The organism is Pseudomonas sp. JQ36 (assembly GCF_053851495.1).
In genome coordinates this window covers 3,667,908-3,684,977 of the sequence record NZ_CM132642.1, presented here as the reverse complement: position 1 = coordinate 3,684,977, position 17,070 = coordinate 3,667,908, and the positions used below count along the sequence as shown (strand labels likewise).

Sequence of the window (17,070 nt, the reverse complement as noted above, 5' to 3'; positions counted from 1 at the left end):
GGCGAAAAAACTAGAGAATGTAAGGAGAGGGAAAATGTTCGAACTCGTAGACAACATCCCCGCAAGCCCGGTAATCAAAGTTATCGGTGTTGGCGGTGGCGGCGGCAACGCTGTCAACCACATGGTCAAGAGCAACATCGAAGGCGTCGAATTCATCTGCGCCAACACTGATGCTCAAGCGCTGAAAAACATCGGCGCGCGCACCATCCTGCAACTGGGTACCGGCGTGACCAAAGGTCTGGGCGCTGGCGCCAACCCTGAAGTAGGTCGTCAGGCCGCTCTCGAAGACCGTGAGCGCATTGCCGAAGTCCTGCAGGGCACCAACATGGTGTTCATCACCACTGGCATGGGCGGCGGTACCGGTACCGGTGCTGCACCGATCATCGCCGAAGTGGCCAAGGAAATGGGCATCCTGACCGTTGCGGTCGTGACCCGTCCGTTCCCGTTCGAAGGCCGCAAGCGTATGCAGATCGCCGACGAAGGCATCCGCATGCTCTCCGAAAGCGTCGACTCGTTGATCACTATTCCCAACGAGAAGCTGCTGACCATCCTCGGTAAAGACGCAAGCCTGCTGTCGGCTTTCGCCAAGGCTGACGACGTACTGGCCGGTGCCGTTCGCGGTATCTCCGACATCATCAAGCGTCCGGGCATGATCAACGTCGACTTCGCCGACGTGCGTACCGTGATGAGCGAAATGGGCATGGCGATGATGGGCACTGGCTGCGCCAGCGGTCCGAACCGTGCACGTGAAGCGACCGAAGCGGCCATCCGCAACCCGCTGCTGGAAGACGTGAACCTGCAAGGTGCACGCGGCATCCTGGTGAACATCACCGCCGGTCCTGACCTGTCCCTGGGTGAGTACTCCGACGTGGGTAGCATCATCGAAGCCTTCGCTTCGGAGCACGCGATGGTCAAGGTCGGTACCGTTATCGATCCGGACATGCGCGACGAACTGCACGTCACCGTGGTTGCCACCGGTCTGGGCGCGAAAATCGAGAAGCCTGTGAAGGTCATCGACAACACCGTTCACACCTCCATGGCTGCCGCTCAGGTTCAACAACCGGCTCCTACGCGTCAGGAAGCTCCGGCGGTGAACTACCGTGACCTGGACCGTCCGACCGTCATGCGCAACCAGGCTCAGGCCGGTGCTGCGACTGCCGCGAAGATGAACCCGCAGGACGATCTGGATTACCTGGACATCCCGGCATTCCTGCGTCGTCAGGCCGATTGATGGAATGTATCAGGGCTATGACGGTGATTGGTGTTCAGCAAAGGCTCGGTCTGCTATTATCGCCAGCCTTTGTTGATACCAGTTCGCAATTTGCGCTGAAGCGGCCCAAGCCATGATTAAACAACGCACACTGAAAAATATTATCCGTGCCACAGGTGTAGGCCTGCATTCCGGGGAGAAGGTCTACCTGACCCTCAAGCCTGCGCCTGTCGACACTGGCATTGTGTTTTGTCGCGCTGACCTCGACCCTGTGGTGCAGATTCCTGCCCGCGCGGAAAACGTCGGTGAAACCACTATGTCGACGACGCTGATCAACGGCGACGTCAAAGTGGACACGGTAGAGCACTTGCTCTCGGCCATGGCTGGCCTGGGCATCGATAACGCCTACGTCGAGCTCTCCGCGTCCGAAGTCCCGATCATGGATGGCAGCGCTGGACCGTTCGTATTCCTGATTCAATCGGCTGGCCTGGAAGAGCAGGACGCCGCCAAGAAATTCATCCGCATCCTGCGTGAAGTGACAGTGGAAGATGGCGACAAGCGCGCCACTTTCGTCCCTTTCGAAGGGTTCAAGGTGAGCTTCGAGATCGACTTCGATCACCCGGTTTTCCGGGACCGCACCCAAAGTGCAAGCGTGGATTTTTCCAGCACTTCGTTCGTAAAAGAAGTCAGCCGCGCCCGTACTTTCGGTTTCATGAGTGACATCGAGTACCTGCGCAAGCACAACCTCGCACTCGGCGGCAGCGTTGAAAACGCGATCGTGGTGGATTCCGATGGTGTACTGAACGAAGACGGCCTTCGCTACGAAGACGAATTCGTGAAGCACAAGATCCTCGATGCGATTGGCGACCTGTACCTGCTAGGTAACAGCCTGATTGGTGAGTTCAAAGGCTTCAAGTCCGGTCATGCACTGAACAACCAGCTGCTGCGCAAGTTGATTGAGCAGACAGATGCGTGGGAAGTCGTGACGTTCGAAGACGCCAGCACTGCACCGATCTCTTACATGCGCCCGGTTGCGGCAGTGTAAGTAAAAAACCTCTCTAGTTTTTTGAAGGCCATCCTCGGATGGCCTTTTTTTATGCCTGGGCTGGCCTCTTCGCGAGCAAGCTCCCTCCCACATTTGGAATGCGTTCCCTTGTGGGAGCGGGCTTGCTCGCGAAGAGGCCAGTTCAATCGCCGCAAAAATCAGCCAGCCACCACCACCCGATTGCGCCCACCTTCCTTGGCCTGATACAGCGCCTTGTCCGCTGCAAACAACAACTGCTCCAGCGTCATCTCGCTCGCCGCCGTCCACGTCGCGATGCCAATACTCACCGTCATCGGCCGTTCGGCCCCGTCGACCAACGGCAACTGCTCAACCGCCTGGCGGATATGTTCGGCAATCTGTCGCGCGCCGCTGCTGTCGGTCTCGGCGAGGATCACCGAGAACTCTTCGCCGCCGTAACGGGCGACCAGATCCGCCGGTCGTCGCACGTTCGCCGTAATCACCTGGGCCAGCTCACGCAACGCCTGATCGCCGGCCTGATGCCCATGCCGGTCGTTGAAGGCCTTGAAGTGATCGGCATCGATCATCATCACCGACAGCGGCTTGCCCGAGCGCTGGGCGCGGAACCATTCGTGGCGCAGCGCCTGATCGAGCATCCGCCGGTTGGCCACGCCGGTCAGCGCATCGGTGGCGGCCAGTTGCGCCAGTTCACGCTCGGCGCGCTGGCGCAAGCGCAGCTCACGGGCGAGCAGCCAGGTCAGCCACAGCAGCCCGGCGCACAGCACGCCGGTGGCGCCGCTGATCAACAGCGCGGTGCGGCGCCAAGTGCCGAACACCTCATCACTGGACAGCGCGACCATAACGGTCAACGGCAGATTGCCGACCCGGGAATAGGTGTAGAGCCGTTGCTGATGATCCATGCTCGAGGTGCTGGTGAAACTGCCACTGCCATCCTTGTCGCCGAGAATCCGCACCACGTTTGGCCGGTTGCCGAAACTCTTGCCGATGGAATCGCTTTGCAGGTAAGGCTTCTGCGCGAGCAGGATGCCGTCGCTGTTGATGATGTTCAGCGTGCTGTCTTTGCCGATGTCGAGGCTGTTGAACAGTTGATCGAAGTAGTCGAGTTTCATCGAGGCCACGGCCACGCCAGCGAATTCGCCGGTGTCCGAGGAGATCCGCCGGCTGAAGCTGATGCGCCATTGATTGGCTTCGTCGCAATCGCAGCGGGTCTTGAACGGGCGGCTGATAAACATGCCGGTATCGCGGTTGAAGGCGTGGGCGAGGAAGTAATCGCGGTCGGCAAAGTTGCCTGGCTTGGGTTCGATACGGGATGAGTCGGCGACCACATCGCCTTGCTTGTCCAGCAGCAGGATGTCGCCCTTGAAGCGTGCGGTGGTCGAGCGGTCGAACAGTGCCAGATGGCGGATCTGCGGGGTGACGTCGCGCAAGTCGTCGCGTTGCGCGGCGGCGATCAGGCCTTGCAGGGTCAAGTCGTACAACTCGACCGTGCGCAAGACATCGGCGTCGATGAGCTGGGCGATGGTGGTGGCACTGCGGGTGGCCGATTCCTGAGCGTTGGCGTGCTCACGAATCAGCAGAAAGGTGACGATGCACAGAATCGCGATCACGGTCAGCGTACTGCCGCAGATCAGCAGCAATTCGGGGCGTCCGGTCTTGCCCGCCAGAGGTGGGGTACGGCTCGCGATCATGATGGGGACTGTCGGTTGAGAGGATCTTATTAGCGTAGTTGCATGAAGTCAGTGACGGTATTCCATTGTGGGAGCGGGCTTGCTCGCGAATGCGCCGTGTCATTCAACATGGATGTCGACTGATGCAGCGCATTCGCGAGCAAGCCCGCTCCCACAGGGTACATCTCTCAATTCAAGACCGTGGTGCAGGGGGGATCTTAGAAGACGTTGATCGGGTAGTCGACAATCACCCGGTATTCATCGGTGTCCGTATCGATCGCGCCGTAGCCGTTGCCACCCCGGTTGGTCGCCCATTGCAGGCGTACCGCGAGATCTTTCGCCTGGCCGCTCTGCACCACGTATTTCAGATCAAGATCGCGTTCCCAGTGCTTGGCGTTGCGACCGTCAGCGCTGTACCACGAGGCATAGCCCTTGCTGTGCGGATCGACCTTGGTCAGGTCCACGGTGCCGCGCGAATAGGAAACCGCCGAAGTCAGGCCCGGCAAGCCGAGACCGGCGAAGTCATAGGCGTACTTGAGCTTCCACGAGCGCTCGTTCGGGCCGTTGAAGTCCGAGTACTGCTGCGAGTTATCGAGGTAAACGCTGTCGCCCTGGCTGATGTAGTCGAACGGCGTGTTGCCGTTCACGCGCTGGTACGCAGCCGTGACGCTGTGGTTGCCGATGCCGACGGTGAAATGCAGGCTGTAGGTGTTGTTGTCGATGTCGCCCAGCAGCGCGTCGCCGGTGTCCTGCGTGTGATAGAAGTGCAGGCCCGGGTTGAGGCTGACCAGATCGTTCAACTGCCAGGTGTAGTCGAGGTCGTAGTAGTACTGGTTCCAGATGTCCTTGAGCTCGGCGGCGTACAGATTGCTGGTCAGGCCTTCGACGCCGCTCCAGGACACGCCGGCCCAGTTCAGGTGGCGGCTTTCGTCGCCCTCGGCGAGTTTGCCGTAGGACGTGCCGATGCGCTGGCGACCGCTCTGGTTGTACGGCTTGGTGAAACTGGCCTGGCCACCTTCGAACATCCAGCCGTCGAAACTGTGGTTGGTCAGACTGACGCCACGGAAGGTCTGCGGCAGCATGCGCGAATCACCGCCGGCAATCACCGGGTTGGTGAGGAACAGGTCACCGGCCTTCAGCTCGGTATCGAACGCGCGCATTTTCAACGTGCCGCCCGCAGTCGAGAACGAGCCAGGCGCTTTGCCGTTGCCATCACTGATCGGCAGGATGCTCGAGCCATCGGTGCCGCCACCGCCGTCGAGCTTCAGCCCGAGCATGGCGTGGGCGTCGATGCCGAAGCCAACCGTGCCTTCGGTGTAGCCTGACTGGAAAATCCCGAGAAAGCCCTGGCCCCACTCGATGTTGTCGTCCGTCTGCTGCAGACGGTTGCGATTCATGTAGTAGTTGCGAGCGTTGAGGTTGAGGCTCGAGCCTTCGACGAAACCTTCCCTGGCGGCTTCGTCGGCATGGGCGGCGGGGGCAATCGTTGCGGCAATTGCAATGAACAGCGGGGTGAAGCGGACTGGGTAACGCACTTGCGATGGAGCTCCTTGGGTCAACTGACACTTCAATGTCTTGAGGTGCGGGATGTTTCTTGTTTTTTACAGACGAACCAAACGGCTTTCAGACCACAACGAAAAAAGGCCGCTGAAAGGCAGCGGCCTGGAAGGACGACGGTTGAACGGGAAGAGCCAAACAACCGCGTCGAGGGAAATGTTTCGCAGTGCGCGACTCAGCTGTCTTTCTCGGATGCTTGAGCCTGGGAAGTGGCGGCTTGAGGGGCTTGCGAGGCGTCCTGCGACTTGACCATCACTTCTGCCTGAGACTGCTCGAAGGCGTGAGCGCGAGCGGCATTCTGCGCTACGAACGCCTGCGATTCTTCAGCCATCGCCATCGGCGACAGGATCAATGAGGACAAAACGAAAGCGCTGGCAATACCCATACTGTTGGACATCTGGAAAACCTTCTTGCTTGGCAAGTGCTGTTTGGTGCGGGCAAAGATAAGGTCGCCGGGCGTTGGGAAACAGCGTGATTTTCATAAATGACTGTTACAGCAGAAGCAAAGATCAACCACGGGTGACGCCATTCCTTGTGGCGAGGGAGCTTGCTCCCGCTGGGCTGCGAAGCGGCCCTAAACCCGGCAATCACGTTCATTCAGACAAACTGCGTGTGCAGGATTTACGACTGCTGCGCAGCCGAGCGGGAGCAAGCTCCCTCGCCACAGGGATTTTGCTTTTCAGTTAGACCGGGAGGTGGATGCCGAAGGTATTCATCCCCCGATCACTGCGCACAAACACATCCCCACCATGCATCAACGCAATCGCCTTGACGATCGCCAGCCCCAACCCATGGTTGTTGCCGCTGTTGCTGCGCGAGGCATCGACCCGGTAGAAGCGTTCGAACAAACGCGGCAAGTGCTCGCTGGCAATCGGAGTGCCCGGGTTGGCCACACCAATGCTGACCTGATGCTCTTCAACTTCGATGCGCACCTCGATCACTTGGCCCGGCTCGGTGTGCTGCACGGCGTTGCTCAGCAGATTGATCAGTGCGCGACGCAGATGCGCGATCTCGATCCGCACCTGCGCATCGCCACTGACGTGCACCTGCACTTGCGCATCTTCGAGGATGAAATCCAGGTACTCCAGCGTGGTCGCGACTTCATCGGCCAAAGACGTCTCGGTCAGTTTGGTGGCCTTGCTGCCCTGGTCGGCGCTGGCCAGAAACAGCATGTCGTTGATGATCGAACGCAGGCGTTCCAGCTCTTCGAGGTTCGATTGCAGCACTTCGAAATAGTGTTCGGCGGAGCGCCCGCGGGTCAGCGCGACCTGGGTCTGACCGATCAGGTTGGTCAATGGCGAGCGCAGCTCATGGGCGACGTCGGCGTTGAACGATTCCAGGCGCGAATAGGCCTGTTCGACCCGCTCCAGGGTTGAGTTGAACGAGTCGACAAACTGTTCCAGCTCCGGCGGCAAGGGTGACATGCGCAGGCGTCCCGCCCGCAGTGGCGGTGCCAGGCGCTGGGCTTCGTGGGACAGTTTGATCAGCGGTTTGAGGCCGATCCGCGCCACCCAATACCCCAGCGCCGACGCCAGCAGCACACCGATAATCGCCAGGCTGACGAGAGCGATCAGCAGGTTGTGCTGAGTCTCGTGGAAGGTTTCAGTGTCGATGCCGATCATGAAGCGCAGCGGCGGGCGTTGATCCTTGGCCGGCAGTTCGGTCAACAGCACTTTCAGCGGATAGGGATGGTCGGGCAACTGCAGGTCATGCATGCCCGTCGGGCCGTTGGCGAAGGCGCGGATCCGCGCGTCCGGCGCGCCGTACTCGTAACCGGGATCGCCGCTGACTACCCAGAAACGAATGCGCTTGTCTTCCTCGCCGAGCAGCTTGAGCTTGGCGTTGATCTTCACCCAATGCTCAGGCGTGCCATACCGATTGAGCGCCGATTCCAGCACGCTGTAACGCGCATCCAGCTCGGCTTCAGGCAGCAGACCCAGGCCCTTGTCGACTTGCTGATACAGCGCGCCGCCGATCAACAGAAACACCAGCAGCGCCACCAGGGTGAACATGCCGCTCAGGCGCAGGGCAATCGAGTTACTGGACACCACGGCTCTCCAGCACATACCCCATGCCGCGAATGGTGTGCAGCAGTTTCTCGTCGAATGGCCCGTCGAGCTTGGCCCGCAGACGCTTGATCGCGACTTCGACGACGTTGGCATCGCTGTCGAAATTAATGTCCCAGACCATCTCCGCAATCGCGGTTTTCGACAGAATTTCACCCTGACGCCGGGCGAGGACACTGAGCAATGAGAACTCTTTTGCCGTCAGATCCAGCCGCGTCCCGGCGCGGGTAGCCTTGCGGCTGATCAGATCGATCCACAGGTCGGCGATGCTTACTTGCACCGGTTCATGACCGCCGCTGCGCCGGGTCAGCGCCTGCAGGCGGGCCACCAGTTCCAGAAAGGAAAACGGCTTGCCGAGGTAATCGTCGGCGCCGTCACGCAGGCCCTTGATCCGGTCTTCGACACGCTCGCGGGCGGTGAGCATGATCACCGGGGTCTGCTTGCGCGCACGCAATGCGCGCAACACGCCGAAACCATCGAGGCCCGGCAACATCACGTCGAGGACGATCACCGCGTAGTCGCTTTCCAGCGCCAGATGCAGACCCTCGACGCCGTCGCGGGCCAGGTCCACGGTGTAACCCTGTTCCGTCAGACCGCGGTGCAGATAGTCCGCGGTTTTTTCCTCGTCTTCGATAATCAGAACGCGCATGACCCTGCCTCAGTCTGTGGTCGCCAGTGCCGTCGTGGGCATTGGTTTGGGCCTGTGAAATAGCCGCTCAAGCCACAAGTATATGACCGGCGTGGTAAACAGCGTCAGCATCTGGCTGACCAGCAAGCCGCCCACCACCGCGATTCCCAGCGGTTGGCGCAGTTCGGCGCCGGTGCCGTAACCGAGCATCAGCGGCAACGCACCGAGCAGGGCGGCGAGGGTGGTCATGATGATCGGCCGGAACCGCGTCAGACACGCTTCGAAAATCGCATCCTGCGGCGCCAGTCCACGATTGCGCTGGGCTTCCAGCGCAAAGTCGATCATCAGGATGCCGTTCTTCTTGACGATACCGATCAGCAACACCAGCCCGATCAACGCCATGATCGAAAAGTCCTGACCGCAGATCCACAGCATGATCACCGCACCAAGACCGGCCGCCGGCAGGGTCGAGATGATTGTCAGCGGATGCACGAAGCTCTCATAAAGCACGCCGAGAATGATGTACACCGCCACCAGCGCCGCGAGAATCAGCCACGGCTGACTGGCCAGCGAACTCTGGAACGCCTGCGCCGCGCCCTGGAAATTGCCGCTGATCGCGGTGGGCATGCCGATCTCGGCCTTGGCCTGATTGAGCAGGATCACCGCGTCGCCCAACGCCACGCCGGGCGCCAGGTTGAACGACAGGTTGGCGGCCGGGAACATGCCGTCATGGGCAATCGACAGCGGGCCGATGGTCGGCGCATCGAATTTGGCCAGCGCCGACAGCGGCACCATCTCGCCACTCAGCGGCGAGCGCAGGTAGAAATAGTTGAGGCTTTCGGCCTTGCCGCGTTGTTTGGTGTCCAGCTCCAGAATCACGTTGTACTGATTGACCTGGGTCTGGAACTCGTTGATCTGGCGCTGGCCAAAGGCGTCGTACAGCGCCTCATCGACATCGCTGGCGGTCAGGCCGAAACGCGCGGCAGCGCTGCGGTCGATGCTGATGTGGGTGATGCTGCCGCCCAGTTGCAGGTCGTTGGAAATATCGCGGAACGCCGGGTTGCTGCGCAGTTTTTCCGTGAGGCGTTGCGTCCATGTGGCGAGGGTCGCGCCGTCGTTGCTCTTGAGCACGTATTGATACTGCGCGCGGCTCGGGCCGGAGCTGAGGTTGATGTCCTGGCCGGCGCGCAAGTACAGGACGATGCCCGGGACTTTCATCAGTTGTGGACGAATGCGGTCGATGAACTGGCTGGCCGAGACGTCGCGGTCACCGCGTTTTTTCAGGGCGATCCAGAAGCGCCCATTGGCGATGGTCTGGTTGCTGCCGGACACCCCCACCGAGTGCGAGAACGCCTGAACGGCCGGATCGGCGGCGACGATTTCGGCCATCGCCAGGTGTTTTTTCACCATGTCGCCGTAGGAAATATCCGCAGCGGCTTCGGTGGTGCCGAGGACGAAACCGGTGTCCTGCACCGGGAAGAAACCTTTGGGGATAAAGATGTAACCGGCGATGGCCAAAGCGAGGGACAAACCGAACACGCCGATCATCAGTTTCTGGTGGGCGAGGGCGCGGCGCAGACCTTTTTCGTACCAGCCGAGCAGGCGTTCGCTGAAGCCCGGTTTGTCGTGGGCGTGATGCACCGGTTTGCGCATGAACAGCGCTGCCAGCGTCGGCGCAAGGGTCAGCGACACCACCACCGAAATCAAAATGGTCGAGGTCGCCGTCAGGGCGAATTCCTTGAACAGCCGCCCGACCACGCCGCCCATGAACAGCAGCGGAATGAACGCCGCCACCAGCGAGAAACTGATCGAAACCACGGTGAAGCCGATCTCGCCGGCACCCTTGATCGCCGCCTCGCGCATGTCGTCGCCGGCCTCAAGGTGTCGGTGGATGTTCTCCACCACGACAATCGCATCGTCCACGACAAACCCCACGGCCACGACAATCGCCACCAGCGTCAGGTTGTTCAGACTGAACCCGAGGAGGTACATCAAGGCGAAACTGGCGATCAGCGATACGCCGAGCACCGCTGAAACAATCAGGGTTGCCGACAACTGGCGCAGGAACAGCGCCATCACCGCCACCACCAACAGGATCGCGATCAACAGGGTGATCTCGACTTCATGCAACGAGGCGCGGATGGTCTGGGTGCGGTCGATCAGGGTTTTCACCTGCACCGAGGCCGGGAGCATGGCTTCGAGGCCGGGCAGGGCGGCTTGAATGCGGTCGACGGTTTCGACGATGTTGGCGCCAGGTTGCCGCGAAATCACCAGGTTCACCCCCGGTCGATCACCGGCCCAGGCTTGCACGTAGGCATCTTCCGAACCGTTGACGACTTTGGCGACATCGCGCAGGTGAACCGGGGCGCCGTCCTTATAGGAAACGATGAGTTGGCTGTAATCCTCGGGATGAAACAACTGGTCGTTGGTCGACAGCGTCGAGATACTCGATTCGCCGTACAACGCACCTTTGGCGAGGTTGAGGCTGGTCTGCTGGATCGCCAGACGAATGTCGGCCAGGGTCAGGCCGATCGCCGCCAGTTTGTCCGCCGAGGCTTGCACGCGAATCGCCGGACGTTGCTGACCGGTGATGTTGATCTGGCCTACACCGTCGATCTGACTGATCTGACGCGAGAGCAGGGTTTCCACCAGATCGCTGAGTTCGGTGCCGGGCATTTGCGTCGAGCTGACGCTGAGGATCAGCACCGGGCTGTCGGCCGGGTTGACCTTCTTCCACGTTGGCAGCGTCGGCATGTCCTTGGGCAGTTTGCCGGCGGCGGTGTTGATCGCCGCCTGGACTTCCTGAGCGGCGGTGTCGATGCTCTTGTCTAAGGTGAATTGCAGGGTCAGCAGACTGGAGCCGAGCGCGCTGCTGGAAGTCATCTGGGTCATGCCGGGGATGGCGCTGAATTGCACCTCCAGCGGCGTTGCCACGGACGAGGCCATGGTGTCGGGGCTGGCGCCGGGCAACTGCGCCGAGACCTGAATTGTCGGAAATTCCGCTTCCGGCAGTGGGGCAATCGGCAGGCGCGGGAAGGCAATCACGCCGACCAGCACCAAAGCGATGGTCAGCAGAATCGTCGCGACCGGGTGATCGATGCACCAGGTGGAGACGCCTTTGTGCGCCTTCATGGTTTCGGCTCCGCTTGCACCACTTGCGGCGGCTCACTCATGACCTGCACGGTCGAGCCGGGTTTGAGCCGCGACTGGCCGTCGCTCACCAGCACGTCACCGGCCTTCACGCCTTTGATGATGTCCTGGCCGCTGCCCTGATAGACCATCTGCACTTGTACGGCTTCGACTTTGTCGCCATTCACGCGATAAACGAAGTGTTGGTCGAGACCGCGCTGTACGACGGTGGGCGGTACCACCAGCGCATTCTTATCCAGCGCCGTCTGAATTTTTACCGTCACCAGCAGGCCCGGCCAGAGCTTTTGGCTGGCATTGTCGAATTCGGCCTTGGCGCGGATGGTGCCGGTGTTGGCGTTGATCTGGTTGTCGATCAGGGTCAGGTGACCTTCGCCGAGCAGGTTGCCGGTTTCGCCGTCGGTGTCGGCGCCAATGTAGGCCTTGACCTGGGCGGGCTGCGGATCGTTGATCAGGCCCTGCAGGGTTGGCAGCATTTGCTGCGGCAACGAGAACTCCACGGCAATCGGGTCGATCTGGGTCACGGTGAACAGGCCGGCGGTATCGGTCATGCGCAGGAAGTTGCCTTCATCGACTGTACGAATACCGACGCGGCCGGTGACCGGGGAGCGGATCTGCGTGTAGGAAAGTTGTACTTGCGCCGCGTCAATCGAGGCCTGGTTGCCTTGGGCGGTGGCCTTCAACTGGTTGACCAGCGCTTGTTGCTGATCATAGGTCTGCTTTGAGACGCCGTCGTCGACGCTGAGCAGTTTGTAGCGTTTGAGGTTGACCAGGGCGACTTGCAGTTGCGCCTGGCTTTCGCCCAGTTGTGCGCGGGCCTGGTCGAGGCTGGAGCGGATCGAGCGGTCGTCGATGGTGGCGAGCAGGTCGCCTGCTTTGACGAGTTGGCCTTCCTTGACGAGGATTTTGGTGAGGATGCCGTCTATTTGTGGGCGTACTACGACGCTGTGTAATGAGAGTACGGAGCCGATGCCGGTGGTGTAGCGGGGGACGTCTTTTTCGCTGACCGCTATCACTCGCACGGGGATGGCGGTGGGGGTGGCGAGTTTGGTCGGGGCGGGTTTCAGGGTGTACCACAGACCTGCGCCTGCGAGGACGATCAACAGGGTGGCGAGCAGGGCTTTGTTCTTTTGGATTCGCATGCGGGGTGGGCGCCGGACGGAGTTTGGGCAGGGTTGTTGTCTTTATAAACCTGTCTGCAGGTCAGTAGGGTGACGGCTGGCTGTCAGCGCTGTCAGTTTCGCCGGGGTGTATATCCGTTTCTGCGGGTGTGGCTGATTACGGTTTCGCCCTTACGGCGAGTCACTTTTTCCAGACGCCGAAAAAGTAACCAAAAAGGCTTGCTCCTGCGTGCGGCCCGCTCGCTGGGGCTCGGGGTCCCTTCGCTGCGGGATTGATCCGGGCGCAGCGCCTACGGTTTGCTTCGCTGCACCTCCTCTCGCTGTGTTTGGCTTCGCCAAACGGTCGCTGCGCTCCCACCCCCGGATCAATCCCTCCGCTCAGCCTTCCGACGTCGCCCGTGGATCAAGATCAAGATCAAGAGCTGCAGCCGAGCTTGCGCTCATCCTGGAGTGGGGCGGCATGCGCCGCGTGCGGGTTGTACCTATCTTCCCTGTAGGAGCTGCCGAAGGCTGCGATCTTTTGGTCTTGCTTTTGCTTTTGCTCTTTTGTGGGAGCTGGCTTGCCAGCGATGGCGGCCTGATAGCCGACCAATCTCCAACTGACTCACCCAATCCCACTGTGGGAGCGGGCTTGCTCGCGAAGGCGGCCTGATAGCCGACCAATACTCAACTGAATGCACTCAATTCAACTGTGGGGAGCCAGCCTGCTGGCGATGAGGCCAGTCCATCCGCCCCATGGTCTGAGGCTGTTTAATTCTGTGCCAAATAACCAGAACCTTCCCACAAGGTTTTCAGGTTGTCCGTCGGAAGTGCGGTCTCTAGGCTTTGGTTGTCACCGCAAATCGGTGATCGGGTGTGAGAACCCGCTGAGAGGTTTTAATCAAGCGCCAGCCGCACCATAATCGCCGTCAGCTTATTTGCTGCCGACGATCTTCTATGGCGGCTGTGTGCGGGCGGACTTCGGTTCGGCCGGGTTGATCTCTTACCGGTTTCTCACTCCGCACATAGCTGCCACCTCTTCGTCGCGTGAGAACGACAGAGATGGCTTTAATCAGATGATTAGAGATCAATTCAATGTCGAAACCCGTACCCGATCCTCCCGTAGAAACCACAACCCCGCTCGCCGAAGCCATCCGCGCAGAAGACCTCGCCAAAAACCGCGAAGCCATCAAACGCGCGCTCGACTTTTACCTCAGTCCGCAACCCGTCCAGCCGCGACAGCCAAGCACGATGTTTCTGGTCAACCCAGGCATCGACACCGAAACTCTGCTCGCCCACGCTTACGAATCGTTGGCCTCTGCCAGTGCCATGGCCAGCAATTTCGCCAATGAACTCGGCGGTCCGCAACGCAGCACGGCGTTGGCGATCCAGCAGATCGTCATGCTCGCCGAACTGGCGGTGAACCGGGCGCTGGATCGGGTTGATCCACGCACTTGATCCGTCCGAGCGCCGCGTCATCGTTCATCGCGAGCAAGCTCACTCCCACTCACTTGTGGGAGTGAGCTTGCTCGCGAAGGCGTTTTTGCGGGCGACGCATCTCTGCCGGCTATTGGTGTCAGCCGGTCCCAAAAAGGGACCGATCATTCCCAATTTGGCAAACATTGCACCATCACCTACCTCTAAACCGTTCGGCGTGCGCTGCAAATCTTCAGGTGCTGTCGCAAGGCGCGCAGGTATACTGCGCGCCTTCGCGGCTCACTGTTCGGGCCGGACTTTTTGCTTTGCGGAGCTTTTATGACTTCCCCGATCCAACCGCCGGTTGACGACGCCGTGAGCGATGTCCCGGCCGAGCTGACTGATGCCAGCGAGACCAAACCCGAGATCCCGGCTTTCAAGTTCCCGTTCAAACCGGGTGAACTGGCGGCTGCCAAGGGTTCGAACCAGCCGTGGTACAAGAATGGCGCCAAGAACGGCCACACCAAGACCCCGGGCATGGCGCCGCCGGGTACCCGTCGCTCGATGGGCAAGCGCTGAGTTTCATCCCTCTTTTGGCCATCGACTGCGATTTTCGGTCGCAGTGATGGCTAAGTGCTCAGATCCTGAGCCAGATCAATATTTGACCAATTGGTGCGCTTAGAGTCAGCAGCCCTGCCGACTCTTCCCATAAAACGAGCGCGCTTTCCATGAAGATCAATCTCCCGGTAACCGGCCGTAACGTCGATGTGGCGCCGGACGCGAACATTCTTTCGACCACCGATCTGACCAGCGCGATCACCTACGCCAACGATGATTTCATCAGAATAAGCGGTTATAGCCGCGACGAATTGCTCGGCACGCCACACAACCTGTTGCGTCATCCGGACATGCCGGCGCAGGCGTTTGCGCATATGTGGCAGACGCTCAAGCGCGGGCGCTCGTGGATGGGGCTGGTGAAGAATCGTTGCAAGAATGGCGATCATTATTGGGTCAGCGCGTATGTCACGCCGGTTACGCAGAGCGGCGTGGCGGTGGAGTATCAGTCGGTGCGCACCCGGCCTGATGCACGGCGGGTGGCGGCGGCGGAGCGGGTGTACGCGCAGTTGCGCGGAGAGTTGAAGGGGCGGCGGCCGCTGCCCACGTTAGGCCTGCGCGGCAAAATCACGGCTTTGGCCAGTGCGTTGCTGGGGCTGGTGTTGGGGATCGAGGCCTGGTTGCGTCCGGACTCGGCATGGATCGATGGGCTGGCATTTGTGGTCGGCAGCAGTCTCTGCGCGTTGGGCGTGCGCTGGATCTTGCGGCCGCTGGAACGCCTGACCGAGCGCGCGCGGCAGGTCGCGGACAATCCGTTGAGTCAGAGCATCTATACCGGGCGCCGCGATGAGTTCGGCCAGATCGAGTTTGCCCTGCAAATGCTCGAAGCCCAGGTCGGCGCGGTGGTCGGGCGTATCGGTGATGCGTCGCAGCAGTTGGCCGGGCACGCGGCGCAATTGGTCGATCATCTGCAAAGCAGTCACAACAGTTCGCTGGCGCAGCAGGCGGAGACCGATCAGGTGGCGGCGGCGATTCATCAGATGGCCGCCAGCGTCGCGCAAGTTGCCAGCCATGCGCAGCAGGCGTCGGTGGCGGCGGACATGGCCGGCACGGAAACCCGCGAAGGGCATTGGCTGGTCGGTGAAAGTCGCAGTGCGGTGTTGCGTCTGGCCGAGGAGTTGCGGCGGGCGACCGAGGTGATTCATCAGCTCGAAGGTCACAGCAGCGAGATTTCCGGGGTGCTGGAGGTGATCCGCAGCATCGCCGAGCAGACCAATCTGCTGGCGCTCAACGCAGCGATCGAAGCGGCGCGTGCTGGCGATGCCGGGCGCGGCTTTGCGGTGGTGGCCGATGAAGTACGTGGGCTGGCGCAGCGCACGCAGCAGTCGACCAACGAGATTCAACGGATGATCAGCACCCTGCAGAACGGTGCACGGGACGCCGTGCTGGTTATGCAGCAGAGCAGCGAGCATGTGGATAACAGCGTCGAACAGGCTCAACGCGCGGCGCGGGCGCTGGACGGGATCAGCGAGCGGGTCGAGCAGATCACCGAGATGAGCCTGCAGATTGCCGCGGCGGTGGAGCAGCAGAGCGCGGTGAGCGAAGACATCAACCGTAATATCGTCAGCATTCGCACGGCGTCCGAGTTGACGGTGGATGAGGGGCGGCAGAGTCAGCGCAATTCTGAAGATGTGGCGGGGCTGGCGGGGGATTTGCGGTTGCTGGCGCGGGAGTTCTGGGGGCGGCGGCAGGTTCGGGATTGAGGTTATCTGGGCCGGCCTCTTCGGGAGCAAGCCCCCTCCCACAGGTTTGTGAGTTGATCATTTATTCTGTGTACAACTCAAAACCCTGTGGGAGGGGGCTTGCTCCCGAAGGGGCCATTGCAGGCAATAAAAAATCCGGATCAAGCCGCGCGCAGCGAAATAAACGCATACGTCTGCGCCGGCTCAGTCACTACTTGCGCCCCGGCCGCCACCAACTGCCCGGCCACATCATCCCCGGACAAATGAAACAGCCATTCGCTGGACGCTTCACTCAGCGGCTGTGCTGAAACCTGATCGATCACGGCCGCAAAAGCGTCCATCTGCGGCAAATACGCGGTAAAGCCGTCGCCCTTGAGCGCCGTGGTGCGAATCCCCAGCGCGGCGCAGATCGCATCCTTGATGCGGATATCATCGCGATCGGCCTGACGCGAACGCTGGATCAGCTCCAGCAGTTCCTGATCGACCAACTCCCCGCCGACAATCAGCAGCGGCCCCTGTTGCCACGACTCCGGCGGGCAATCCTTGGCGGCCGGATTGAGCGGGATGTGCGGGTTGATTTCCGCCGGATAAATCCTGCACACCAACGGCCGGCGTTCGTAGATGCGGCACAGGTTTTCTTCGTCAAGATTCCGGCAGCGCCCGACGTTGTATGCGGCGAAGGTGATGGCCACGTGGGCCTCGGTCGTGCCGCTGCGTACCACCAGCGAACGTCGTTCGGCGTGCTCACGCTGCTGCGCCGGCAGGCCCAGGCCGTTGCCGAGAAAGGCCTCCACCAGCACGATCACCTGACCGCCATCCGCCGCCCACATGCGGGCTTCGGCGAGGGTCAGGGGCACATGGTGGTCGGTGCAGCATTTGCCGCAACCGACGCAGGAAAATGTCGTATTCATTGCACGATCAATCTTCAATCAGAGTGTGAAACGGCGACGTAAAGTCG

13 protein-coding genes and 1 pseudogene are annotated in these 17,070 nt (G+C 60.8%); 6 read left to right on the top strand and 8 right to left on the bottom strand.

Annotated features, from left to right (window positions below; genetic code table 11):
• Positions 1-34: 34 nt before the first annotated feature.
• Together ftsZ and lpxC are read left to right on the top strand one after the other, a co-directional pair.
• Complete coding sequence (gene ftsZ, locus ACS4NR_RS16485; protein WP_456017900.1) at positions 35-1,231, top strand: cell division protein FtsZ; 1,197 nt, start codon at positions 35-37, stop codon at positions 1,229-1,231.
• A 112-nt stretch (positions 1,232-1,343) separates the two neighbouring features.
• Positions 1,344-2,255: a UDP-3-O-acyl-N-acetylglucosamine deacetylase gene (gene lpxC / locus ACS4NR_RS16480; RefSeq protein WP_007961638.1), complete on the top strand. Its 912-nt coding sequence runs from the start codon at positions 1,344-1,346 to the stop codon at positions 2,253-2,255.
• Between the two features lie 158 nt (positions 2,256-2,413).
• On the opposite strand, the gene ACS4NR_RS16475 is transcribed toward lpxC, so the two are convergent.
• From ACS4NR_RS16475 to ACS4NR_RS16445, 7 genes are all read right to left on the bottom strand, one after another.
• On the bottom strand, positions 2,414-3,922 hold the full coding sequence (locus ACS4NR_RS16475) for a sensor domain-containing diguanylate cyclase (protein WP_456017899.1): 1,509 nt from the start codon (positions 3,920-3,922) through the stop codon (positions 2,414-2,416).
• A gap of 197 nt (positions 3,923-4,119) precedes the next feature.
• Positions 4,120-5,436: an OprD family porin gene (locus tag ACS4NR_RS16470; RefSeq protein WP_456017898.1), complete on the bottom strand. Its 1,317-nt coding sequence runs from the start codon at positions 5,434-5,436 to the stop codon at positions 4,120-4,122.
• Positions 5,437-5,633: 197 nt separating this feature from the next.
• On the bottom strand, positions 5,634-5,855 hold the full coding sequence (locus tag ACS4NR_RS16465; RefSeq protein ID WP_115984428.1) for a hypothetical protein: 222 nt from the start codon (positions 5,853-5,855) through the stop codon (positions 5,634-5,636).
• 286 nt (positions 5,856-6,141) lie between these two features.
• Positions 6,142-7,506, bottom strand: coding sequence for a heavy metal sensor histidine kinase (locus ACS4NR_RS16460; RefSeq protein ID WP_456017897.1), 1,365 nt, complete (start codon positions 7,504-7,506; stop codon positions 6,142-6,144).
• Complete coding sequence (locus ACS4NR_RS16455; RefSeq protein WP_007916978.1) at positions 7,496-8,173, bottom strand: heavy metal response regulator transcription factor; 678 nt, start codon at positions 8,171-8,173, stop codon at positions 7,496-7,498. The genes ACS4NR_RS16460 and ACS4NR_RS16455 overlap by 11 nt, the downstream gene beginning before the upstream one ends.
• A gap of 9 nt (positions 8,174-8,182) precedes the next feature.
• Entirely contained in the window at positions 8,183-11,284 is a 3,102-nt protein-coding gene (locus tag ACS4NR_RS16450) for a multidrug efflux RND transporter permease subunit (RefSeq protein ID WP_115984425.1), read from the bottom strand.
• Entirely contained in the window at positions 11,281-12,441 is a 1,161-nt protein-coding gene (locus ACS4NR_RS16445; RefSeq protein WP_456017896.1) for an efflux RND transporter periplasmic adaptor subunit, read from the bottom strand. Before ACS4NR_RS16445 ends, ACS4NR_RS16450 begins: the two co-directional genes overlap by 4 nt.
• A gap of 1,053 nt (positions 12,442-13,494) precedes the next feature.
• On the opposite strand from ACS4NR_RS16445, the gene ACS4NR_RS16440 reads away from it, so the two are divergent.
• The 4 genes and pseudogenes from ACS4NR_RS16440 (at position 13,495) to ACS4NR_RS16425 (ending at position 16,133) form a co-directional block, all read left to right on the top strand.
• Positions 13,495-13,857, top strand: a complete 363-nt coding sequence (locus ACS4NR_RS16440; protein WP_086791645.1) for a DUF6124 family protein — start codon at positions 13,495-13,497, stop codon at positions 13,855-13,857.
• A gap of 297 nt (positions 13,858-14,154) precedes the next feature.
• Complete coding sequence (locus ACS4NR_RS16435) at positions 14,155-14,394, top strand: hypothetical protein (RefSeq protein WP_047296393.1); 240 nt, start codon at positions 14,155-14,157, stop codon at positions 14,392-14,394.
• 149 nt (positions 14,395-14,543) lie between these two features.
• Positions 14,544-14,825 (top strand): annotated as a pseudogene (locus ACS4NR_RS16430) (PAS domain-containing protein); the annotation flags it as partial.
• 201 nt (positions 14,826-15,026) lie between these two features.
• Positions 15,027-16,133: a methyl-accepting chemotaxis protein gene (locus ACS4NR_RS16425; protein ID WP_456020395.1), complete on the top strand. Its 1,107-nt coding sequence runs from the start codon at positions 15,027-15,029 to the stop codon at positions 16,131-16,133.
• Positions 16,134-16,273: 140 nt separating this feature from the next.
• Here the strand turns inward: ACS4NR_RS16425 and ACS4NR_RS16420 are convergent, their stop codons facing one another.
• Positions 16,274-17,023, bottom strand: coding sequence for a YkgJ family cysteine cluster protein (locus ACS4NR_RS16420; protein ID WP_456017895.1), 750 nt, complete (start codon positions 17,021-17,023; stop codon positions 16,274-16,276).
• Positions 17,024-17,070: the final 47 nt, after the last annotated feature.